Below are 21,505 nucleotides of genomic sequence, written 5' to 3'. Positions count from 1 at the left end.
CTGAGAGATGGACGGGAGCGGGACCTAGGCATCGTACTCCAGCCCCAGCTGTCGATAGCGTTCCGGATCGTTGATCCAGTTCTCCCGGACCTTCACAAAGATGAAGAGGTGAACGGCTTGGCCCAAAGCCTCCTGAAGCTCCGCCTGCGTCGCTTCGCGGACAGCGCGGATGGTGCGCCCGCCCTTACCCAGACACATCGCCTTGTGCTGCTCCCGCGCGACATAGACAGTCTGGTTGATCCTGACGGAGCCGTCGTTGAACTCTTCCCAGTCTTCCGTTTCGACTGTCAGGGCGTAAGGCAGTTCCTGGTGGAGGTTGAGGAACAGCTTCTCGCGCGTCAGCTCCGCTGCCATCATGCGCAAGGAGATGTCCGAAAGCTGGTCTTCAGGAAAAAGCCACGGCCCGGCCGGCATCTGGTCGGCCAGATAGCCCATGATGTCCGCAAGGCCATCGCCTGTGAGCGCGGATACCATGAAGACCTCCTCGAACGCCGCCAGGGCGGAAAGCTGCGCGGTGAAATCCAGAAGCCGCTCGCGCTTTACGAGGTCGATCTTGTTGAGGACCAAAACCAGCCTGCTCGCGCGCGCCGCCAGGCCTTCGATCACCTTGCGGGCGTCTTCCGATACTCCCTTGCGGCCGGCGTCGTAGACCAGCAGCACCAGGTCCGCATCTTCGACGCCGGCCCAGGCGGCCTGCACCATGGCTCTCTCGAGCCTGCGGCTTGCATCGAAGATCCCCGGCGTGTCGATGAACACGATCTGACTGTCATCGTGAACGGCAATGCCGCGAACACGCGTACGGGTCGTCTGCACCTTATGCGTGACGATCGAGACTTTCGCGCCGACGAGCTGGTTGACCAGCGTTGACTTGCCGGCGTTCGGTGCTCCCACGACGGCCACGAGGCCGCATCGCTGTCGGGTGGCTTCGCCGGTCACGACTGCCCCTCCTCCAGCACGGCGAGCAGCTTGCCTGCCGCTTCCTGCTCGGCGGCTCGCTTCGACCTGCCCTGTCCCTCGATTGCGGGAAACCCTTGCACTGCGACACTGATCGTGAAAACAGGCGCATGTGCCGGACCGCTTCGGTCTCGTTCCGAGTAAACCGGCAAGGGAAGACCACGGCCTTGCGCCCATTCCTGAAGCTTCGTCTTTGCGTCCTGCGGCGGGGCGATGTCTGCAGCGATGTGATCGCGCCAGTTGGCCCGGATAAAGCTCTGTGCGGTCGCGAGGCCGCCATCCAGGTAGAGGGCCGCAATCACGGCCTCACAGGTGTCCGCCAAGAGACCGGGGTTGTCGCGGCCGCTTCGCTCGGCTTCTCCCATTTCCAGCCGTATGAAGCTGCCAAGGTCAAGGGTGCGCGCTACCGCGGCCAAGGTCTCCTTGCGGACCAACTGAGCATGCCGGCGCGCCAGCTGGCCCTCGGCTTCCAAAGGGAACTCCTGGAACAGGAGTTCGGCAACAACGAGACCGAGCACCCGGTCGCCAAGAAACTCAAGGCGCTCGTAATCTCCACCAAAGTGAGCGGGGTCCGCCGAAACACTGGAGTGAGTCAAAGCCCGCTCGAGGTGGTCAGGGGCCTTGAAACTGTAGCCTAGGCGATGTTCCAGCGGAGCAAGAGGGTCGCTCCCGGTCCCCGAGGCTTGCGCGGGTGCTGGCTTGTCATTGGATGGCATCGCCGATCCGGCCAAAGCGAATTGCCGCAGGCCAGCGCCAAACCTCCCACCAGGATGCGCTGCTGTCGTGAGAAAAGAACAAGACGTCAGCACGGCCCACCAGATTCTCGAAAGGAATCTGCCCCACGCTTCTCGATCGGCTGTCCTGACTGTTGTCCCGGTTGTCGCCCATGGCAAAGAAGTGCCCCGGCCGTACCTTCGCGGGCCCCCAATCGTCCCAGGGCGCGGTATCCACCTGCTCATGAATCAGATGCCGGCGTCCGTTGGGAAGGGTCTCCATGTAGACCGCACCTTGAGCGGAGGGGTAGTCGTACGCTTCCAGTTCGGAAGGCAGAAGACGCTCCCGCTTGGCCGGCTCCCCATTGACATGGAGAATGCCGCCGCGGACTTCGATCTCGTCTCCCGGCAGGCCGACGATGCGCTTGATGTAGTCCGTCTTGACATCCCGCGGGGTCCGGAACACGGCGACGTCGCCGGCCTCCGGTTCGGAAAAGAAGACGCGCCCGTCAAAGAGATTCGGGCTGAACGGCAACGAATACCTGCTGTAGCCGTAAGAAAGCTTGGAGACGAAGAGATAGTCGCCAATCAGCAGCGTCGGCTCCATAGAGCTCGATGGGATGTTGAAGGGCTCATAGGCGAAGGTCCGGACCCCAAGAGCGATCAGAACGGCAATAACGACCGTACGCAGCGTCTCCAGCAGCGCCCCGGTCGACGATTGCCCCCCTTCGGCGCTGTTCTCCGGATCCGCGTCCGGGCCCTTGTTGCTCATTGAATTGTCCATTGTCTTCTGCTGCGCTGCTCGTTCCTGGCGTCAGACCGGTTCATCCGCTATTCGCCCGGCAAAGCGGTGATGATCACGATCACCTGAGCAAGCGGATAGTCATCGGTGATGGTAATGTCAATCTGCGCCCGCATGCCCGGCGGGGTCATCTCGTCCAGCCGGGCGGCCGCCCCGCGGGTCAGCGCCATGGTCGGCTTGCCGCTTGGCAGATTGACCACCCCCAGGTCGCGCCAATGGACACCCCGCCGCGGAACGCCGGTTCCCAGGGCCTTGGCACAGGCCTCTTTTGCGGCAAACCTCTTGGCGTAGCTGGCGGCGCGGGCGGCACGGCGATCCGACTTCTGCCGCTCGATGTCAGTAAAGCATCGCTGCGTGAAGCGCTCACCGAAGCGATCCAGGGTCTTCTCGATGCGCCGGATGTCGATGAGGTCACTGCCAAGGCCCAGAATCATCCTACCGACCCAAGCTCCGCAGACCTCAAGCCCAAGAGACTAGGCGCTGCGCGCACTCCCCGCCTCCGCGCGTGCCTTGTCCATCAGGGCCCGCATTCTGCGGATCGAGCTATCGAACCCGCCGAAGATTGCCTCTCCAACCAGGAAGTGGCCGATGTTCAGTTCGGCAATTGCGGGAATCGCGGCGACCGGCCCGACCGTGTCGAAAGTCAGGCCGTGTCCTGCATGGCATTCCAGCCCCAGCTCCGCCGCGTCCTCGGCCGCCTGCTGCAGCTGCTGAAGACAGCGCTTTGTGCGCTCCCCTTCAGGATCTTCCAGAAAGGCCTCACAATAGGCCCCGGTGTGGAGTTCCACCACCGGTGCCCCCAAAGAGACCGCAGCCTGCAGCTGCTTGAGATCGGCTTCGATGAAGAGCGACACCCGAGACCCCGCTTCACGCAGACTGCTGACGAAGTGCTGCAGGTGATTGTGGCCGCCGGCGGCATCGAGCCCGCCCTCGGTTGTCCGTTCTTCCCGCCGCTCCGGCACGATACAGGCGGCGTGCGGCCGATGACGCAGAGCGATGTCCAGCATCTCCTCCGTCGCCGCCATCTCGAGGTTGAGCGGGATGTCCAGTTCCGCGGTCAGCCGCTCGATATCGCTGTCGGAGATGTGGCGTCGATCCTCGCGCAGATGGGCCGTGATCCCATCGGCGCCGGCGGCAGCGGCCAGGCGCGCCGCGCGCACAGGATCCGGATGCAGGCCGCCGCGGGCGTTCCGGATCGTGGCGACGTGATCGATGTTCACACCGAGCCTGAGGTGTCGGTTCAAGGCTGCCTCTCAAAATCTTCGGCAACGCGGAAGGTCTTGCCCCGATCAGCCGGGCGGCCCTTGGGCCCGCGGACCTCCCGCGAGTGCCTGAGTTTCCGGCGGATGCGCCGGCGCCTGGCCCGCTGATACTGGTCCACGGTCTGCTTGATGGGCCAAAAGAAGGCGAACCACGCGAAAATAGCCGTCGGCACCCCCCCTACCGCCATTGGGAGCAGAACCTTCAGCGGATTCTCAGTTATGTATCCCAATGAAAGGGTTTGTGGCAGGGCCGTCAAGTCATCGTTGCCGATGAGCCAAGTGCCCAGACTGTAAATCCACAGCCAAATAATGGGAAATGTCCAGGGGTTTCCGACGACGGTTCCGATAGCGGCGGCAATGAGATTTCCCCGCAGGACCAGCGCCAAAACCACAGCGAGAATGAAATGGAGGCCGATGAAGGGTGTAAACGAGATCGCGGCGCCCGAAGCGAACCCGGCCGCAATGCGATAGGGCGTGCCCGGCAGTCGCCGCAGGCGGTGCGCGACATAAGTGCCGGAGCGGCGCCATCCGCCCTTCGGCCAGACCGCGTCGAACAATCGCTGCAGTGCGGGACGGGGCTTACGGCGCTTGAACATCCTGTAATCCTAGACGCAAAAAGTGGCCGTGACCTTAACCGCGAGCCCGCTCGACGGAAGTAATCACAGGCATTGCTCTCAGCGCCGCGATTATGTTTGTCAGGTGTTTAACGCTGGTCACCTCTACATCGATTATCATTTCAAAAAAATCAGTCGATCGATTGGTGATTTTTAGATTACTGATGTTTCCGCTGTTCTTTCCAATAATCGTGGAAAGACCACCGAGGCTGCCCGGCTCGTTCGCCACGATCACATGCAGCCTTCCGGTTCTTTGTTCCTCGCTGTCCTCCACGTCCCAGGCCAGATCGACCCAGCGCTCCGGAGTTGCCTGGAAGCTCTCCAGCGTATCGCAGTCGATGGTATGCACAGTGACGCCCTTTCCGGTCGTCACAATGCCAACGATGCGATCTCCGGGCAGAGGGTGACAGCAGTGCGCGTAGTGAACGGCCATGCCGGGAATCAGGCCCTTTATGGGGACGGAGGTTTCCTTGCTCTTGCCCTGCCGCGCGCGCGCCCGCGCAATCGGCACAACCTTCGTCGGTGCGGTTTCGGCCTTCGCGCCTGGGAAGACGGCCACCACGACTTCCCGGCCCGTCAGGTGCCCTTGGCCAACCGCCGCGCAGAGATCCATCACCGAATCACAGCGGAAGCGCTTGAGCACAGTTTCCAAACCCTTGTCGCTGAACTCATAGCCCTCCTGACGGAACGCTTTTTGAAGGATCTGACGGCCGAGTTCGGTGTACTGCTCGAGCTGCTTCAGCCTCACAAAGCGGCGGATGCGCGCCTTCGCCTTTCCGCTGACAACGAACTGCTCCCAGTCAGGAGACGGCGTCTGCGCCCTCGACGTGATGATCTCCACCTGGTCCCCGTTCTGGAGCGGCGCACGAAGCTGCACCATCCGACCGTTGACCTTTGCGCCGACGCAGGTATCGCCGACTTCGGAGTGGACCGCATAAGCGAAGTCGACGGGCGTTGCGCCTCTGGGTAGGGCGATCACGGCCCCTTTCGGCGTGAAGCAGAAGACCTGATCCTGAAACATCTCAAGCTTCGTGTGCTCGAGAAACTCCTCGGGATTGTCGGCGTGTTCCAGGATATCCAGCAGTTCCCGCATCCAGCGGTACTGCCGACCTTCCACCTGCGGATGGTTCTGCTTGTACTGCTTGTACTGCCAGTGCGCCGCCACGCCGTACTCGGCAATCTCGTGCATGTCGTGGGTCCGGATCTGGACCTCAATCCGATGGCGCTCGGGCCCGATGATCGTGGTGTGGAGAGAGCTGTATCCGTTCGGCTTCGGAATGGAGATGTAGTCCTTGAAGCGGCCCGGCACAACCGGGTAGCGGCTGTGGAGCAGGCCCAGCGCGTGGTAGCACTCTCCGGGCGTGTCGACGACGATCCGGAACGCCATGATGTCGGAAAGCTGCTCGAAGGTGATGTTTTTGCGCTGCATCTTGCGCCAGACCGAGTAAGGCGTCTTCATGCGCCCAGAAACTGCCGCTTTGATGCCTTCGCTCGTCAGCGTTGACCGCAGCTCTTCAATGATGCGCCCGGACAGATCCTGTCCCTGCCCGCGCAGAAAGTCCAAGCGTGCCAGAACAGACTCGCGCCCGTCCTTGTTCAACTCGGCAAAAGCCAGGTCTTCCAGTTGGTCCTTGAATCCATGCATACCGATGCGCTCGGCAAGCGGCGCATAGATGTCCATGGTCTCGCGGGCGATGCGGCGGCGTTTCTCCTCTGAACCGATGAAATGAAGGGTTTGCATGTTGTGCAGACGGTCGGCGAGCTTCACCAGGAGCACCCGGATGTCTTCAGACATCGCAACAAGAAGCTTGCGGAAGTTCTCGGCATGCTTGGTTTCTTCGGACTGTAGCTCGAGCCGCCCAAGCTTCGTGACTCCATCGACCAGGCGCGCAATATCGCCGCCGAAATGCGCCTCGAGGTCCTCGAGCGAGGCATCGGTGTCTTCAACGACATCGTGGAGCAAGGCTGTGATGATGGAAGAATCGTCGAGCTTTAGGTCGGTCAGAATGCCCGCAACTTCGATCGGATGGGAGAAGTAGGGGTCGCCCGAAGCGCGCGTCTGCGTCCCATGCGCCTTCATGGCATAGACATAGGCACGGTTGAGGGCGTCCTCATCCGCGCCCGGGTCATAGGATTTGACCCGTTCGACCAGCTCAAACTGCCGGATCATGCTGTTTTTGACCCGTGCCTTGCGAATAACCGATTAAAACGATTCCAGCATAGGCGCTAGTCCGCTGGGCGCCAAGTCCAAGAATACGGCTGCCGCCGGCTGCGGGCAGCCTGCCTGGAAAGCCGCAAGTCTGCAGCTACTGCTGATCTCCGGGGCCTTCGGGAGCCTCTGGCTCGCTTGCTTCCGCCGGCGCGTCCACCGCCGGGGCGGCGCCAAGCCCCTGCTCCGCAGCCGTTGGGATAACGAGGTTATCCGACTCAACAATGTCGTCTTCCGGCTCGTCCTGCTCGCTCTGCTTCTGCAGGCCGGTAATCAAGGAGTCACCCAAGGCGTCAAGGCTGATCGTCTGGTCGGCGATCTCCCGCAAGGCTACCACCGGGTTCTTGTCATTGTCCCTGTCCAAGGTCAACGGCGCTCCGGAAGAGATATCCCGCGCACGCTGGGCAGCCTTCATAACCAACTCAAAGCGGTTGGGGACCTGTAGAACGCAGTCTTCGACCGTTACGCGCGCCATCTGCGGCAACCTCTCTGATGGGAACCGACAATCCTGCCCGGCATTGGCCGAGGCCGCGGGAATATATGGCCCGAACAGCGCGTTTACAACCCTCGTGCGCCGAAAATAAACACACTAAAACAGTGTTATTAAGGAATGCGTTTCACCGCTTGGCTATCGGGGAGCCGCTCCAGCATCTCTGCCGGCGTTTCGCCCGTGACCGGATGACGCCAGTTCGGCACCAGTTCCATCAAGGGCTTCAAGACAAAGGCCCTTTCTGCAATCCGCGGATGCGGCAAGACGAGTGCTGAGCCCTCCTCCGTTCGTCTGGTTCCATAAGCAAGAAGGTCGAGATCCAGGATCCGGCTTTCGTTCCTTCGCCGCCGGACCCTGCCGAACCGCCGTTCAACATCATGGAGGCGACCCAGCAGGTCCTCCGCCTGCAGGTCCCCCGCCACACGGGCGGCTCCGTTCACATACCAAGGTTGATCCGATGCAGGTATAGGTGCCGAACGGTACCAGGAGCTGCACTGGACCACCGCGATGCCGTAGTCCGGCAGCGCCGTCACGGCGGCCTCCAGAACGTTCTGCGGCGAGCCGTGTTCCGGACTCTCGAGGTTGGACCCCAGCGCAATGAGGATCACCTCGCTGCCCTCCTTGCTACGATTCTCTTGCGACATCTCGGGGACGGCATAGATCTATGGCGAAGAAAATGCGATTGATTTCTTCAGTTTGATGGATCTCGCGTGTAGATTGATGCTGACATCGCGGTTTGGAAAAGATGCCTAGGCAGCATTAGTGAAACAGTATTCGGTTCGGAAGGATTGTTATGAACCTCTATGACCAGGAACGGGTCGCATTATTCATTGATGGCGCAAACCTCTACGCCACCGCACGCTCTCTGGGCTTTGATATCGACTATAAGCGATTACTCGATGTATTCAACGGTCGCTGCAATTTAGTACGCGCACTCTATTACACCGCACTGATAGAAGACCAAGAATATTCACCGATCCGGCCCTTGGTCGACTGGCTGGACTACAATGGCTATACTATGGTCACAAAGCCGACCAAGGAGTTCACCGACGCTGCGGGCCGGCGCAAAGTCAAAGGCAACATGGACATCGAACTCGCGGTCGACATGATGGAAATGGTCGACCGTCTGGACCATATCATCTTGTTTTCGGGAGACGGCGATTTCAGGCGCCTCGTAGAAGCCGTTCAAAGGCGCGGTTGCAGGGTTACCGTCGTCTCGACGATCAGGTCGCAGCCCCCGATGATCGCCGATGAATTGCGCCGCCAGGCCGATACCTTTGTTGACCTTGCCGACCTGCAATCGCAGATCGCAAGGCAGTTGCCGGGCGATCGGGCCCGTGCCGGAGAACGCCTGCGCCAAGACGGCTACGAGGACGACCACTTCTCGGACGACGACGGCGACTACTTCGAGGACGAGGCTGTCTAGCCTGTATCCGGGGTTCAAGAATGTTTTCAGAGCCACCGCTGGATTGCGCGCTCTGCCCTCGGCTGGTCGAATACAGGCAGGCGAACAGACAGAACCATCCCAGCTTCCACAACGCACCGGTGCCGGCCTTCGGCCCGCTGGACGCCCGCCTTCTGATCGTTGGTCTCGCGCCCGGGCTGAAAGGGGCGAACCAGACCGGCAGACCCTTCACCGGAGACTATGCCGGTGATCTCCTCTACGAGACGCTAAGCAAGTTCGGCTTTGCGAAGGGACGCTACGGTCGAAACGCCGAAGACGGCCTCAGTCTCCAAGACTGCAGAATCACCAACGCGGTCCGTTGCGTTCCTCCGGAAAACAAGCCAACCGGCGCAGAAGGCAGAAACTGCCGTCCCTTCCTGGAAGCCGAAATCCGGCAGATGGACCGGCTTCAGGTCGTCCTGTGCTTGGGGGGGCTGTCGCATGCGGCGGTTCTCACCACCCTCGGCCAGCGCAAGGCCCATTTCCCCTTCGGCCATGGCCACCTGCATGCAATCGACAACCTGCTGGTCGCGGACAGCTACCACTGCTCAAGATACAACACGAACACCGGCCGGCTTACGGTGGACATGTTTGAGCAGGTGTTCGAAAGCATCTGCGAGCGCCTATCCGCGCTCCCGCAACAGCTTTGATTTCCGCCGCTCCCACTCGCGAGACTTGATGCTCTCCCGCTTGTCGGCCTTACGGCGCCCTTTCGCGAGGCCCACCTCGAGTTTGGCGCGTCCCCTAGGGTTGAAGTAGACCGATAGAGGAACCAGGGTATAGCCCTCTCGGCGTACCTGACCGACCAGCTTGGCCAGTTCCCGCTTGTGGACCAGCAGCTTTCGCAGGCGGCGGGGCTGATGATTGTTGTAGGTGGCGGCAAGGTACTCAGGTATGTGCGCGCCCTGCAGAAACAGCTCCCCGGACCGCTCACTCACGTAGGCTTCACCAATCGATGCACGCCCGGCACGCAGCGACTTCACCTCGCTGCCGGTCAGCACCAGACCGGCCTCGAAGGTTTCCTCGATCTGAAAATCGCGCCGTGCCCGTCGGTTCTGGGCGGCGATCTGCTTCGCGCCCTGCGTCATAGCTCAGGGGGTCCTCGGAACTAGTTGAGCAACCCGGCGTGAACCATAGCGGTCTTGACCTTGGCTTCGGTTTCGGGACGGATCGAAACCATGGGCAAACGAAGCTCATTCTCGCATTGCCCCAGCAGCGACGCTGCGAACTTCACCGGCGCCGGGCTCGATTCTTCGAAGAGTGCTTTGTGGAGCGGCATGAGCCGGCTGTTCACTTCCTCGACCCTGTCAAGGTCCCGGCGCCTCCACGCGGCATGGAGCTCGGCGCACAGGCGGGGCGCGACGTTCGAAGTAACCGAGATGCATCCGTGTCCGCCCTGTGCAAGAAACGGCACGATCGTCGCGTCTTCCCCGGAGAGCTGCGCAAAGTCGTCGCCGATCGCCGCCTTCGTCAGTGCCGGACGCACCAGGTCAGCCGTAGCATCCTTGACGCCAACAATGTTCGGCAACTCCGCCAGGCGCTGCATGGTTTCAACCGTCATATCGACGATGCATCGGCCCGGAATGTTGTATATCAGGATCGGAAAGTCGGCCGCATCATGGATGGCGCGGTAATGCTGGTAGAGCCCCTCTTGGGTCGGCTTGTTGTAGTAAGGTGTTACCACCAATGCGGCATCCGCCCCAGCCTCCTTCGCGTGTACGGTCAGTTGGATGGCCTCATCAGTGGAATTGGACCCCGTACCGGCAATGACCGGCACCCGCCCTTTTGCCACCTCAACGCAGAGCGCCGTCACCCGCATGTCCTCGTCATGACTCAGGGTCGGAGACTCGCCGGTTGTTCCGCAAGGCACCAGGGCCTCGGTCCCTTCGCCGATCTGCCACTCCACGAAGTTCTGGAAGGCGCCCTCGTCCACCCTGCCGTCGCGAAATGGGGTGAGGAGCGCAGTTATGGATCCCGAAAACATTGGGCCCGACATAGTGAAAACCCTTAAACTCTCTTGGTTCAACGCCCCGCGGGACGGGGTGTCCGCAGTGAGGGCAGACCATAACCGCTGGCATTGGTCGGAGCAAGAAGGGCCAGCGGGGTGCCATCCCAGAATGCTGGATTCCCGCGCGCCATCTCTCTAGCATTGGCGAAACGCTTCAAGAAGGGGACGCCATGAGGTCAGGTGAGATGGTCAGGGTGCCCGGGCTCCTTCTGAGCATCCTGGTCTCGGTCCTCTTCCTTTCCTACGCCGCCCTCGCCGAAGCACTTCCCCCTCCTCTCTCCACAGAGGATCAGGTTCTCTATGGCGAAGCCATACAACTGGTCAGAAACGGACGCAACGCGGCCGGCCTTCGCCTCGCTAGGCAGGGTACCAGTCCTCTGGCCGCGAAGATCGTCGATTGGATCGATCTGACCCGCCGGAACAGCGACCGCAGCTTCGCCGATCTTGAGGCCTTCCTCCGCGCAAACCCTCAATGGCCGGGCCGTTTCCAGCTTTATCGGAACGCCGAACCTGCGCTGCCGGCGGACTGGGCGCCGGAGCGGGTTCTGGCCTGGTTCGGAACCCGCCCTCCGATTACCGGCGAAGGCGCAACCGCATACAGCCGCGCCCTTCAACAGTTGGGGCGCACAGCCACTGTCGAGGAAATGGTGCCCCTGCTTTGGGTTTCGCTGGACTTTGGCCAAGGCGAAGAGGTCCGTTTTCATAGTCTCTTCAAGGCCTTCCTCACACCGGAAGACGAACGACGGCGGCTGGAACGCCTCCTGTGGGACCGCCGCACCGCGGCAGCAAATCGTCAGTTGCGGCGCGTGGATAGCGGGCATCGATACCTCGCGCAGGCGCGGATCGCCCTCTATGGCAACAAACCTGGCGTGGACGCCGCCATCAGAAGGGTTCCGGCCCGGCTTCAGAGCGACGAGGGCCTACTCTACGAGCGCGCCGCCTGGCGCCAGCGACGCAATCGCTTTGACGGTGTCGTTGAGATCCTCAATCAGGCGCCGACGCAAGGTGACCATCTGGCGAGCTGGTGGCGCCTTCGGAAATGGGCGTTCTGGCGCGCGCTTGATCGTTCGCAACACAGGCTCGCCTACCAGATTGCCAGCCGCCACGGGCAGAACGAAGGCCTTGGGTTTGCTGAAGGGGAATGGCTGGCAGGCTGGATTACTTTGGCTTATCTCGACCAGCCTGCCGTCGCCTTTCGCCACTTCGAGCGCCTCCACTCCGGGGTTACTTCCCCGATCAGCAGAGCGCGGGGCGCATTCTGGGCGGCTGAAGCTCAGAATCGCCTTGGCGATCTCGCGGAAGCGCGAAAATGGTACGGAGTTGCCTCAGACCACCCCACCGCCTTCTACGGCCAGATCGCTTCCCAGAGAATGGGCTCGACCAGTCTAGCAGGTCTCAAAACTCCCGCCCCGCTATCGCCTGCCGAGAAGTCGGCATTCCGAGACCGCGAGCTTGTGAAGGCGATCGCAATCCTCGGTCATCTGGATGAAACCAGACTGCAACAACAGTTCATTGCACGCCTGAGGCAGGACGCAAAGACAGAGTCCGACTTTCACCTGATCGTGGATCTGGCGGCCTCGCTTGGCCGCCAAGAGATGGCACTTCGAACCGCCAAGCTTGCGCTGCGGCGCGGCGTCGACCTCGGAACCCTGCTCTACCCGAAGCGGGTGCTTTCCGGGCCGGACGTCCCAGAGCCAGCTCTCGTTCTCGCGCTGATGCGTCAGGAGAGCGAGTTCTATCCAAAGGCCAGAAGCCCTGTAGGCGCACTCGGCCTGATGCAGCTGATGCCGGCAACGGCAAGGCAGACGGCGCGTGGCATCGGACTTTCCTACGACAGAGGCCGCCTGACGGATGATCCCGACTACAACATCGCGTTGGGACGTGCCTATCTGGCGGAACTCCTGGAGCGGTTCGACGGCTCCTACATTTTGGCCTTGGCAGCGTACAATGCCGGTCCCAGCCGTGCGGAGCGCTGGATTTCCCAGTTCGGCGACCCGCGCTTGCCCTCTGTTGATCCGATCCTGTGGGTCGAGCGGATTCCTTTTGCGGAAACCCGGAACTATGTGCAACGGATCCTGGAGACACTGGCGATCTACAGACAGATGAACGGCTCGGCGAACACACCTTGGGCTCTGAGAGTTCCCCCACTCGGTTCCTAGAAAAATCCAGAGACGCTCGCGCCTGAAGCCGAACGCCGCCCATCTCGCGTACAGAGGAGCACCACTGTGGCATCAGATAACGACACCCGCTTCGAAGGGGTAACGGCTTGTGTCTTCGATGCCTATGGAACGCTCTTCGATGTGCACTCTGCGATTCGCCATGGCGGTGAGGACCTTGGCGACAAGGCGACCGAGGTCTCCGAACTCTGGCGCCAGAAACAACTGGAGTACACCTGGCTACGCAGTCTCATGGGCGCTCACGTCGACTTCTGGCAGGTAACCGCGGAGAGCCTGGATTTCGCTCTCTCCGCAACGGGAACCGAGAATGCGGAGCTTCATCAGAGGCTGATGGAGCTCTACTTGACGCTGGATGCCTACCCGGAAGTGAAGACCACGCTGGAGACGTTGAAGAACGCCGGCTTGGCCACTGCAATTCTCTCAAACGGAAGTCCGACGATGCTGGACGCAGCGGTCCAATCTGCCGGGCTGCAGCCTGTTCTCGATCTGGCACTTTCCGTCGAAGACGTCGGGATCTACAAGCCCGACTCGCGGGTCTACCAGCTTGCCGTGGATCGCCTCGACACACCGCAGGAGAGAATCTGCTTTCTCTCCAGCAACGGCTGGGACGCACGCGGCGCAGCCCACTTTGGCTTCCACGTCGCATGGGTGAACCGCTTCCAGAGAGAGCCGGATCGCCTGCCCGGTAAACTGGGCGCTACAATCAGCACGCTCGCCGAGCTCCCGCCTTTGCTGGGTATCGACTAGCCGACCCAACTGTCTCTGAAACACTTCCTCGATCAAGAAAGACGATGCCCTTTGCCTGATACAACGACTTCGACGCGATTTGATGACGTCCCTGCCTTTGATGACATTCTGCGCGCGGCCGAGCGCTTGTGCGGCTGGGCGACCGTGACGCCGTTGTTGGAGTCCGCCGCCCTGAACGAACTTGCCGGCGGCAGGGTTTTGCTCAAGGCTGAATCGCTTCAGCGAACCGGGTCTTTCAAATTCCGGGGCGCCTTTAATCGGATTGCCCAGATTCCGGAAGCCCTCCACAAGAATGGTGTTGTGGCTTTTTCCTCTGGAAACCACGCACAGGGCGTCGCCGCCGCCGCCGCCATACTTGGGCTTCCGGCTGTGATCGTGATGCCGAGAGATGCCCCGACGATCAAGATTGAGAACACAAAGGGTTATGGGGCCGAAGTCGGCCTTTATGACCGCCTGACGGACTCCCGCGAAGAGATCGGCGGCCGCCTCTGTGAGGAACGAGGCGCCACGCTTGTACGGCCTTACGACGACGGCGGCATCATCGCCGGCCAAGGAACCTGCGGTCTGGAAATCGTCCGCCAGGCGGAGACCTTGGGCGCGAGACCGGACACACTGTTGGTTTGCTGCGGTGGAGGGGGACTGACGGCCGGTTGCGCAATCGCTTTCGAGCGCTTGCTGCCCGATGCTGAAGTGATGACCGTCGAACCGGCCCACTACGATGACACCCGGCGTTCCCTCGAAGCAGGAGAGATCCTGCCTAACCAGAGCATGCAGGGATCAATCTGCGATGCCCTCCTGGCGCCGCAACCGGGCACGCTCACCTTTGCCGCCAACGAGGGCCGTGTCAGGGGCGGATTAGCCGTGACCGACCGGGAAGTGAAGGCCGCGATGGCTTTCGCCTTCCGCGTCCTCAAGCTGGTCGTGGAGCCAGGCGGGGCCGTCTGCTTGGCCGCGGTCCTTGCAGGCAAGATCGACTGCGCCGGCCGGACAGTCGCTTTGACCCTGTCCGGCGGAAACGTTGATCCCGATCTCTTTCGCTCTGTCCTAGAAGAACAGGGCGACTGCGAAGAACAGGGCGACTGCGGCCCTTAGCTCGCGAGGGGCTTGCTGGTCTGGGAGCCGCCGCTGCTGCTCGACGCTGTCGGCGCCGGCGTGACGTTGCTGGTACCCCCGGAGGACCGGCTCGCACCTTCCAGCCGCTTGATGTTGCCCTCGATGAAGGCACCCGCCTCAATGGCCAGGCTGTCATGGATGATGTCGCCGATCACACGGGCCGACTTCGCCATAACGACAGACTTCGCCTTCACGGCACCATCGATGGTTCCGCAGATCCGCACGGCATCGCAGCTGATGTGGCCTTTGACCTGAGCCCCCTCTCCGACGGTGAGGGTTGCGCTGTCGATGTCGCCCTCGACAAAGCCATCAACCTGGATATCGCCATCGCTTCTCAGGTTGCCGGTTATCTTCAGATCGGCGCTGATGATCGAAGGCACACCACTGTTTGCGGGGCTTCGCTTAGGCTCCGTGCTGGTGGGCGTTACGGGTTCGGGGCTACCACTGGTCTCTTTAGTCTTTGAAAACATGCTTGCCTGCCGTCAAGAACTTCATGGGGTTGAGCGGAGCGCCGTTATAGCGCACTTCGTAGTGCAAGTGTGGACCGGTGCTGCGGCCGGAAGAGCCGACAAGACCGATCTTCTCGCGATTAGCTACCGACTGTCCTGATTTGACAAGAATCTTTTTAAGGTGGGCGTACCGCGTTCGAATGCCGTGGCCGTGATCGATCTCGATCATGCGACCGAAGGGCCCACTCCAGCCGGCATAGGTGACCGTTCCTGGTGCTGTCGAGTAGATGGGCGCCTTCGTGCGCGCCCGGAAATCCAATCCGCGATGGTACGCCATGCGTCCATTCAGCGGATCTTTGCGCTTGCCGTAGCCGCTGCTGATGGAATAGCTGTCCAGCGGAACCGTCAGCGGCAGTGTACGCATTATCTTCTGTAAAGCATTCCAACGATTTAGACGTAGATCTAGAAGCGAGAGGGCAATCTCGAGCTCTGCATCGCCATTGAAATCGCCGGAATAGTCACCGGCGATGAAAGGACCGCCCTGAGAGGCTCCGCTGCCCTCCACCCGTGCCAACAAGTCTTCAACTTTCAGGCCAGTCATTGCAACCGTACGTTCGATGCTGTCGACGCCGAGCTCCGTGCGGTCGCGCAGCCGTTCCACAATGCTGTGTTGTGCAGCGCGCAGATCCGACATCCTTTGACGGGCGTCCACAAGCTCACCCTGCAGACCGGATTTGTCGTCTGCCAAGCCGTCGCCCCGATGAATGGCCGTCTCCAGCGACTGCTCCAGCGCTGAGATCTGTCGATCCAGTCCGTCTTCGCGGTTGGCTGCGAGCGTCAATTGAGATTCCAGGATCCGGATCTCGTCTCGGAACTGTTCCCCAGTCGTTTCCGCTGCTTCCCGCTCCTGCTGCGCTGTCATTACCTGCGAACGGAGGTCCGCGACCGTGGCTTCAAGCTGGCGTCTCGCCGTATCGGACTGCGTCAGTTCGCTTTCAAGATCCTGCAGTCGCTGACCCAGCCTGCGGTCTGCCTCGGCCGCCTGTCCGCCGTCTGGACTGTCTTCCACCAGAATGGAGCGCATGGACTGAACCCGCGCACGAAGAGCTTGGTCGCGCTCCAGAATGGCCTCGAGTTCGGAACCGAAACGTTCAGCCTTGGATCCCAGTCCGGCCCGGGCCGCCACAACTCTGGTCTCTTCGGACTCGGTCTTTCTGAGGTTCTCCTCGATGCGGGCAAGCGCTTCCTCGCCCTGCACACCGTCCCGCAGCGCTGAGAGCAGGTAAGCCTGGTTGTCCTCAAGAGAGCCGGCAATGCGCGCGAACTGCTGGTGGTACTCTGCCACTTCGCTGAGGAGAGAAAAGTAATCGAACTTCTGTTGTTCGATTTCGTCGTCCTTGCCTGCGATGGTGTATTCCTGCAGAACGAAACCGCCACTCGCCGCGAGCGTCCAAACGAGAAAAAGAAAGACGGCACACAAGCCGGCTTGTTGGGTGCGAACCGAGAGCCGCAGGACTGTGACGCGGTCATGGGCACGGAGAATCAGCTCCCGCGGCACGAAAAACGCGCTGAGCTTTGCATCTACCCTGCTTCTCAGGCCCTGCAGCATATGCTCTGCAACCCTCCCGAACTCTTACCCAACTCTCGGCCCGCGCTTCTGCTCGCCGAGAGCTCTGCCGACATCAAAAAATAAAGCAAAATCAGATGACTAATTTACCGTCCTGAAGAGAAGTATTGAATTCAACATGTAACTTTGTGACCTGAAACCTCGGCCCGACCGGCCATCGGCGGTCATCGGCTCAAGCCGCGCCGTCGGCTACCACGGCACCAAGCGTTAAGGGCAACGCCCCTTCCGATCATGGGATGTCCCCCAAAACGCCTGTTCATCAAGCCGGATCAAACTTAAGCAAGCGTTAACGCGCTTCTCGTGTCACAGGGATTTCATCTGCGGGCGGCTTCGGTCATCAGCAGCAGGCAGGAAACTGCGAGCCGGGGCCGCTTTGGCCACATCTGGCGGGCGAGGCGCCTGGCTCAGAGCCGTTTGCGGACGTTCCGGATCGGGGACGGAAGCTATTCGCGTCTGACCGCTAAGCACCGGTCGTCACGCGATTTCAGTATGGATTTCACTAACTTGGAGGGATATGGCGGACAGGGAGGGATTCGAACCCTCGATGCAGCTCTTAACCACATACTCCCTTAGCAGGGGAGCGCCTTCAGCCACTCGGCCACCTGTCCTCGCCGGGAAAAGCGCAGTTTTCCTAGCGTCTTGCCGAGGGGTCGCGCAAGCCCAAAGTGCAGGTCCGCGCAGAAAAGTGCAGAACGGCGAAGGAACGCTGGCACATAGCTGACACAGTCTGTTTTCGCTAGGTTCCGCATTGGCGTCGAGTTCATTCCACACGAACAGCCAAGACTTGGACCGTACCCGCATCGGGTAAGACGGTTAGTAGCGCAGCTTCAATGGTCGCCATACTCTGCCCTCGACACCGTCAAGTAGATGGCCAAGCAGTCGGTCAGGGATCGCTCGCTCGTATACGAGGCCACAGTAGCCACAGCGCTTCAGGTTCGCACTGTTAGCCACCGCCAACTGGACAATCAGGTCGAAAAAAAGCGGCTCTCTTTCAGCATTAGTGAGATAGCACTGAAAGCCGGGTATACCGCCGCCGCAACTGACATCTGGACAAATGGCAAAGCTGCGCCTCGATGCCAAAGATGAGCGCCAGGCCTGCAAGACCGTCATCGCTGCGTCTCGCCCTTTGGCCCCGCCAGGACACTCTGACTGGGCAGATCCCACGGCCTTTTGCAAATCTTGTAGCCGCACAGTTCCAGATGAACGGCAATCGCCCGGGCCATGCGCTCGCGGTCGCTGGCATCCTTCACCTTTAAAACCTGCGGCACTCTGAGCTGCAACGCCATGGCGATCGACTGCACCACGTCTTTAGGATCAGCGGGCTGGTAGGTCTCGTGCATTGAGATATCTTCGCACCAGAACAAACCATGTACAAGAGGCTAGTTTTCTGGGATCTGACTGGACTGCTACACTGCCGTGTCAAGTGGGAGGGCGCGATGGAACATCGTAAAATCAAGCACATGGAGTTTGTCCAAGGTGTAATCAATCGCCTTGCACAGAGCTCCTTCTTGCTTAAGGGATGGAGCGTGGTGTTGGTCGCGGCACTCTCCGCACTAGCGGCAGAGAATTCAAACCGAAGTTTTATATTCTTGGCTTATATTCCCGTAATAGTATTCTGGGGTCTCGATGGATACTTCTTGCGGCAAGAGAAGATGTTTCGAGCGCTATACGACAGGGTGCGGAAGATGGAAGATGACGCAATCGACTTTTCGATGAGCACAAAGTCAGTCGATCGAGAGGTCCCCGCCCTAGCCCGTGTCATCTTCTCTGCAACACTTGTCGCATTTCACGGCGGACTGCTCTTCGCTGTTGTCGTTGTAATGCTTGCGCTGCTTTAGGGGGTTGGTGAATGAAGAGGAAGTGCTTCTACAGTTTCCACTACAAACCTGACAGCACCCGGGCGGCAAAGGTTCGAAACATCGGTGTTATTGAAGGCAATGCACCTGTCTCTGACAACGATTGGGAGAGCGTCACCAAAGGTGGAGACCAAGCGATCCGGAACTGGATCGGCAGGCAGATGTCAGGTCGAAGCTGCACGGTCGTTTTGGTCGGGGCCAATACGGCTAACCGGAAGTGGATCAATCACGAAATTATCCGATCGTGGGACAGCAACATGGGCGTCGTGGGCATCCGGATCCACGGATTGACCGACTTGGCTGGGGACACTGCATCGGTGGGTAAGAACCCATTCGACTTCATTGGGTATGGAAACACAGGAAAGAAGCTGTCTGCGATCGTGAAGTGCTACACCCCAGGAGGCTCCACCAGCAAAGAACGCTACGACTGGATCTCCAAGCATCTCAGCAATGCAGTCGAAGAGGCGATCAGAATCCGCAAGGCCAATTAGCGTTATCCAACCGAAGATGCAGATCAAAGGAGGATGCGATGCGAAGAGCCTTTTGTATTTGTGCACTTGCTGTTGGACTGCTGGCGCCAGCCAGTGTTCTCGCTTGCGATTTCGTCGACCTCAAAAACAACATGCGTTGGTGCATTCACGACCCAATCGAAAAGGGCGGGAAGTTCAAGTACCAGATTCTTGAATCCATCGACCGCGGGGATGGGCCGTCAGTTCAAGAATGGTACCTAAAGTGTCAGTCACATAATGCCCCCAAGGTCCTAGGGGACGTCGTCAACGTGCCCTTGGCGGATCTCGTCGTCCTGAAGGGCGGCAAGCAGCCATGGAACACCGGGATTTCATGCGGCACAGGAGAACACCTGAAAGCAGCACAAGAAGTGAGATAGCCACTTGCCCACATGCGCGGCACTAAACGATCGATGTTGCCGCGGTGCTAAGATGGATGGGCAAGAATTCAGTCTCGCCGCTCGGGCTGTTCGCACGGCCCTGCCCCAGCCTCCATGGCGGGGGCACGTCATGGGACTGTGATGTGTGGCGGCTAGGCGATCAGGCCCAGGATCGCTTTGATGCGGTTCTCGTTGGCCGTGAAGCGGGCCAGGGCGGCCTGCTGGATGCCGGCAATCGAGGATGGATCGTCGCGCATCCTGGCCGTCGCCGCCCGCACGTCGGCGAGGAGCGCCTCTGTCAGGGCCGCTTGACGGGCCACGACCTTGGCCCGGTCGCCCAGGCCGCTGACACTCAGGCCTCCGATCACGTTGCCCGCGAGCGCTCCGGCCCGGTCCAGGCCCGTATCGATGACAATCGAGGCTATCGCCAAGCTCGCGTAGCGGAGGTTGGTCTCGACGAACACAGCGTCCGGCGTGGTCTGGAAGCGGGCCAGCATGCCCCGCAACTCCGCGAAGCGGCCCAGCACCGTGGGCGCCTGGTCCTGATCGAAGCGGGTCACGCGGTCGGCGGCCAGTTCGCTGTAGGTCGCCATGACCAGCGTCAGGCGTGCCGTTCGCCCCTCCTGGCCTGAGACCGCACCGAAGATCTGGTCCGCCAGCCGCTTTTGGGCGCTTTCGTCTTCGGCCGCCTCGCCGCTCTGGATCACCGAGCCGCTCGGAATGAAGGCTTTGAACGGATCGCACGCGGTCAGGGTCAAAGCCATCAGCAGTGCTGCCGCCGCGACCATTGCCGGCGAGCGTGGGCTGGAGTCCTTGTTTCCGGAATCGCGCTTGGCCAGCACCAGATTGTCGATTCTCACACCCTTCCCTTGGTCGATGCTCTCGGGCAGCGAGATCTCGCCTGCCTCCCGAAATGCCTCGACCACCTTGTTGTAGACCTTGTCGTCAAGCTTCGTCGGTGTCCCTGTGACAAAGTCTTTGATCCAGGCCACACCTCGGAAGATGAACAAGCCAATTGCTACGATCAGGCCGCCGGTCAGGCCCCCGATCAGTTCCGGTGTCAAAAACTCATCCATCGTCTTTCCTTTCAGCTTTGCGGATGAAAACGCAGCGCGTCCTCCAGGGTGACGACGCGCAGGGACCGCCAGACACCCCGGCCCGGGCCAGGGATCTCCGGCGGGTCCTCGATCGAATGCCAGTCATGGCCCGCGAAAACCGGATCGTCGGCCCATCGCGGACGGTCCTGCAGCGGATCGCAGACCAGGGTCCCGCGGTCGGTTGCGACGGCCACGACCATGTGGCCCTCCGGCTTTCTGCCCGGGCGCGGGATCTCACAGGCGCAGAGCCGCAGCGCCCCGCGAGGGAAGCCGGCGCGCGTGACCAGATGCAGGATCAGCAGCAGGCACCAGTCCTCGCAGTCGCCGAACCAAAGGAGGACCCACTGCCCGGCGACCTTGCGCCAGCGGCGGATCATGTTGGCCCAGATGTTCTGGCCCTCGTCGCGGTGACGCCAGCGTTCCTGCAGCCATGCGAACCACTCGTCGACGACCCGCAGATCCTCGCACGAGCCGATCAGCTGCGACCGCCGCGCACGGTCGAGATCCAGCCGCCGCCAGCGTGGATGCTTATAGAGCCGCTTGGCCTCGGACGGCGTCGCGACCGTCCGCACGCTCGGCCGCAGGTGGCGGCCTCTCTGTGCCGGCATCAGTTCAGGTGGAAGAAGCGATGACGGCCGATGGAGACGAAAGGCCTGCCCTTAGCCCAATCCGCCCAGGCGTGCGAAGCCAAGTAATGGTCGGCTCCATCGGTCGGATCCGGCTGCAACCGGTGGATCGCCATCAACGCCGCACCGATGCACTCGGCGAAAGCCTTGTCGTCAGGTCCGACCGTCATCAGTTTCGTGCGGTTCGGGTCGTTGTGGTTCCAGCAGGAGAACTGGCGATCACGCAGGCAGACACCGACAATCCCCTCGCCCCACCAATCCGGCTTTTCGTCGCCGTGGAGATCCGCGCGGACACGGTTCATGATGACGTAGGCAACGGCGAGCTTGCCCTGCATCTGCTCCCCGCGCGCCTCGCCGTAGACCGTGCGCGCCAGGACATCAACGTCTTGCTGTGTGATCGTGATCATCGCAAATCATCCTTCTGTTTTTGA

General features: G+C 60.9%; 25 protein-coding genes and 1 tRNA gene. 8 read left to right on the top strand and 18 right to left on the bottom strand.

Going from position 1 to position 21,505, the window contains the following annotated elements:
- Positions 1–24: 24 nt before the first annotated feature.
- From era to folK, 9 genes are all read right to left on the bottom strand, one after another.
- Complete coding sequence (era, locus tag Q0982_RS06990) at positions 25–936, bottom strand: GTPase Era (protein ID WP_299393366.1); 912 nt, start codon at positions 934–936, stop codon at positions 25–27.
- Positions 933–1,670 carry a ribonuclease III gene (gene rnc, locus Q0982_RS06985; RefSeq protein WP_299393363.1) on the bottom strand — a complete coding sequence of 246 codons (738 nt, stop codon included), beginning with the start codon at positions 1,668–1,670 and terminating at the stop codon, positions 933–935. The genes era and rnc overlap by 4 nt, the downstream gene beginning before the upstream one ends.
- Positions 1,657–2,439 (bottom strand): signal peptidase I, encoded by a 783-nt coding sequence (lepB, locus tag Q0982_RS06980; protein WP_299393361.1) that lies wholly within the window; start codon positions 2,437–2,439, stop codon positions 1,657–1,659. The genes rnc and lepB overlap by 14 nt, the downstream gene beginning before the upstream one ends.
- 59 nt (positions 2,440–2,498) lie before the next feature.
- The gene (acpS, locus tag Q0982_RS06975; RefSeq protein ID WP_299393358.1) at positions 2,499–2,903 is read right to left on the bottom strand and encodes a holo-ACP synthase; all 405 of its coding nucleotides are present in this window, start codon (positions 2,901–2,903) and stop codon (positions 2,499–2,501) included.
- Between the two features lie 39 nt (positions 2,904–2,942).
- A complete protein-coding gene (locus Q0982_RS06970; RefSeq protein ID WP_299393355.1) occupies positions 2,943–3,713 on the bottom strand; it encodes a pyridoxine 5'-phosphate synthase in 771 nt (256 codons plus the stop codon).
- On the bottom strand, positions 3,710–4,327 hold the full coding sequence (locus Q0982_RS06965) for a DUF2062 domain-containing protein (protein WP_299393353.1): 618 nt from the start codon (positions 4,325–4,327) through the stop codon (positions 3,710–3,712). Before Q0982_RS06965 ends, Q0982_RS06970 begins: the two co-directional genes overlap by 4 nt.
- 34 nt (positions 4,328–4,361) lie before the next feature.
- Positions 4,362–6,515, bottom strand: coding sequence for a bifunctional (p)ppGpp synthetase/guanosine-3',5'-bis(diphosphate) 3'-pyrophosphohydrolase (locus Q0982_RS06960; RefSeq protein WP_299393350.1), 2,154 nt, complete (start codon positions 6,513–6,515; stop codon positions 4,362–4,364).
- Positions 6,516–6,651: 136 nt separating this feature from the next.
- Complete coding sequence (rpoZ, locus tag Q0982_RS06955) at positions 6,652–7,029, bottom strand: DNA-directed RNA polymerase subunit omega (protein WP_322096968.1); 378 nt, start codon at positions 7,027–7,029, stop codon at positions 6,652–6,654.
- Positions 7,030–7,157: 128 nt separating this feature from the next.
- Positions 7,158–7,652, bottom strand: a complete 495-nt coding sequence (gene folK / locus Q0982_RS06950; RefSeq protein ID WP_299393348.1) for a 2-amino-4-hydroxy-6-hydroxymethyldihydropteridine diphosphokinase — start codon at positions 7,650–7,652, stop codon at positions 7,158–7,160.
- Between the two features lie 185 nt (positions 7,653–7,837).
- Here folK and Q0982_RS06945 point away from each other — a divergent pair, with 185 nt between their 5' ends.
- On the top strand, positions 7,838–8,470 hold the full coding sequence (locus Q0982_RS06945) for an NYN domain-containing protein (RefSeq protein WP_299393345.1): 633 nt from the start codon (positions 7,838–7,840) through the stop codon (positions 8,468–8,470).
- Positions 8,471–8,490: 20 nt separating this feature from the next.
- Positions 8,491–9,138 (top strand): uracil-DNA glycosylase, encoded by a 648-nt coding sequence (locus tag Q0982_RS06940; protein WP_299393344.1) that lies wholly within the window; start codon positions 8,491–8,493, stop codon positions 9,136–9,138.
- Here Q0982_RS06940 and smpB read toward each other — a convergent pair.
- Positions 9,112–9,576, bottom strand: a complete 465-nt coding sequence (smpB, locus tag Q0982_RS06935; RefSeq protein ID WP_299393341.1) for an SsrA-binding protein SmpB — start codon at positions 9,574–9,576, stop codon at positions 9,112–9,114. The genes Q0982_RS06940 and smpB overlap by 27 nt on opposite strands.
- A gap of 20 nt (positions 9,577–9,596) precedes the next feature.
- Positions 9,597–10,472: a 4-hydroxy-tetrahydrodipicolinate synthase gene (gene dapA, locus Q0982_RS06930; RefSeq protein WP_299393339.1), complete on the bottom strand. Its 876-nt coding sequence runs from the start codon at positions 10,470–10,472 to the stop codon at positions 9,597–9,599.
- Positions 10,473–10,681: 209 nt separating this feature from the next.
- Between dapA and Q0982_RS06925 the strand changes: the two genes are divergently transcribed.
- The 3 genes from Q0982_RS06925 (at position 10,682) to Q0982_RS06915 (ending at position 14,512) form a co-directional block, all read left to right on the top strand.
- Complete coding sequence (locus Q0982_RS06925) at positions 10,682–12,655, top strand: lytic transglycosylase domain-containing protein (protein WP_299393337.1); 1,974 nt, start codon at positions 10,682–10,684, stop codon at positions 12,653–12,655.
- 66 nt (positions 12,656–12,721) lie between these two features.
- Positions 12,722–13,420, top strand: a complete 699-nt coding sequence (locus tag Q0982_RS06920; protein WP_299393334.1) for a haloacid dehalogenase type II — start codon at positions 12,722–12,724, stop codon at positions 13,418–13,420.
- Between the two features lie 51 nt (positions 13,421–13,471).
- A complete protein-coding gene (locus tag Q0982_RS06915) occupies positions 13,472–14,512 on the top strand; it encodes a threonine/serine dehydratase (RefSeq protein ID WP_299393333.1) in 1,041 nt (346 codons plus the stop codon).
- On the opposite strand, the gene Q0982_RS06910 is transcribed toward Q0982_RS06915, so the two are convergent.
- The 4 genes from Q0982_RS06910 to Q0982_RS06895 form a co-directional block, all read right to left on the bottom strand.
- The gene (locus Q0982_RS06910) at positions 14,509–14,913 is read right to left on the bottom strand and encodes a polymer-forming cytoskeletal protein (protein WP_299393330.1); all 405 of its coding nucleotides are present in this window, start codon (positions 14,911–14,913) and stop codon (positions 14,509–14,511) included. The two genes, Q0982_RS06915 and Q0982_RS06910, sit on opposite strands and share 4 nt — an antisense overlap.
- 73 nt (positions 14,914–14,986) lie before the next feature.
- Positions 14,987–16,591, bottom strand: a complete 1,605-nt coding sequence (locus Q0982_RS06905) for a peptidoglycan DD-metalloendopeptidase family protein (RefSeq protein ID WP_299393328.1) — start codon at positions 16,589–16,591, stop codon at positions 14,987–14,989.
- 533 nt (positions 16,592–17,124) lie between these two features.
- Positions 17,125–17,217: transfer RNA gene (locus Q0982_RS06900), tRNA-Ser, on the bottom strand.
- Between the two features lie 498 nt (positions 17,218–17,715).
- Positions 17,716–17,949: a hypothetical protein gene (locus tag Q0982_RS06895; protein WP_299393325.1), complete on the bottom strand. Its 234-nt coding sequence runs from the start codon at positions 17,947–17,949 to the stop codon at positions 17,716–17,718.
- 96 nt (positions 17,950–18,045) lie between these two features.
- Between Q0982_RS06895 and Q0982_RS06890 the strand changes: the two genes are divergently transcribed.
- From Q0982_RS06890 to Q0982_RS06880, 3 genes are read left to right on the top strand one after another with little or no spacing between them, the layout of a single operon-like run.
- Positions 18,046–18,447, top strand: a complete 402-nt coding sequence (locus Q0982_RS06890) for a hypothetical protein (RefSeq protein WP_299393322.1) — start codon at positions 18,046–18,048, stop codon at positions 18,445–18,447.
- Between the two features lie 11 nt (positions 18,448–18,458).
- Positions 18,459–18,956 carry a TIR domain-containing protein gene (locus tag Q0982_RS06885; RefSeq protein WP_299393320.1) on the top strand — a complete coding sequence of 166 codons (498 nt, stop codon included), beginning with the start codon at positions 18,459–18,461 and terminating at the stop codon, positions 18,954–18,956.
- Positions 18,957–18,994: 38 nt separating this feature from the next.
- Positions 18,995–19,351 (top strand): hypothetical protein, encoded by a 357-nt coding sequence (locus Q0982_RS06880; protein WP_299393317.1) that lies wholly within the window; start codon positions 18,995–18,997, stop codon positions 19,349–19,351.
- Between the two features lie 152 nt (positions 19,352–19,503).
- On the opposite strand, the gene Q0982_RS06875 is transcribed toward Q0982_RS06880, so the two are convergent.
- The 3 genes from Q0982_RS06875 to Q0982_RS06865 are packed head-to-tail and all read right to left on the bottom strand — an operon-like array spanning position 19,504 to position 21,481.
- Positions 19,504–20,427, bottom strand: a complete 924-nt coding sequence (locus Q0982_RS06875; protein ID WP_299393315.1) for a hypothetical protein — start codon at positions 20,425–20,427, stop codon at positions 19,504–19,506.
- 11 nt (positions 20,428–20,438) lie between these two features.
- Positions 20,439–21,056, bottom strand: coding sequence for a transglutaminase-like cysteine peptidase (locus tag Q0982_RS06870; RefSeq protein WP_299393312.1), 618 nt, complete (start codon positions 21,054–21,056; stop codon positions 20,439–20,441).
- Complete coding sequence (locus Q0982_RS06865; protein ID WP_299393309.1) at positions 21,056–21,481, bottom strand: cell wall hydrolase; 426 nt, start codon at positions 21,479–21,481, stop codon at positions 21,056–21,058. Before Q0982_RS06865 ends, Q0982_RS06870 begins: the two co-directional genes overlap by 1 nt.
- Positions 21,482–21,505: the final 24 nt, after the last annotated feature.

Source organism: Pelagibius sp., assembly GCF_028281305.1.
Classification (GTDB): Bacteria; Pseudomonadota; Alphaproteobacteria; order Kiloniellales; family Kiloniellaceae; genus Pelagibius.
This window is presented reverse-complemented; position numbering and strand designations above follow the sequence as displayed.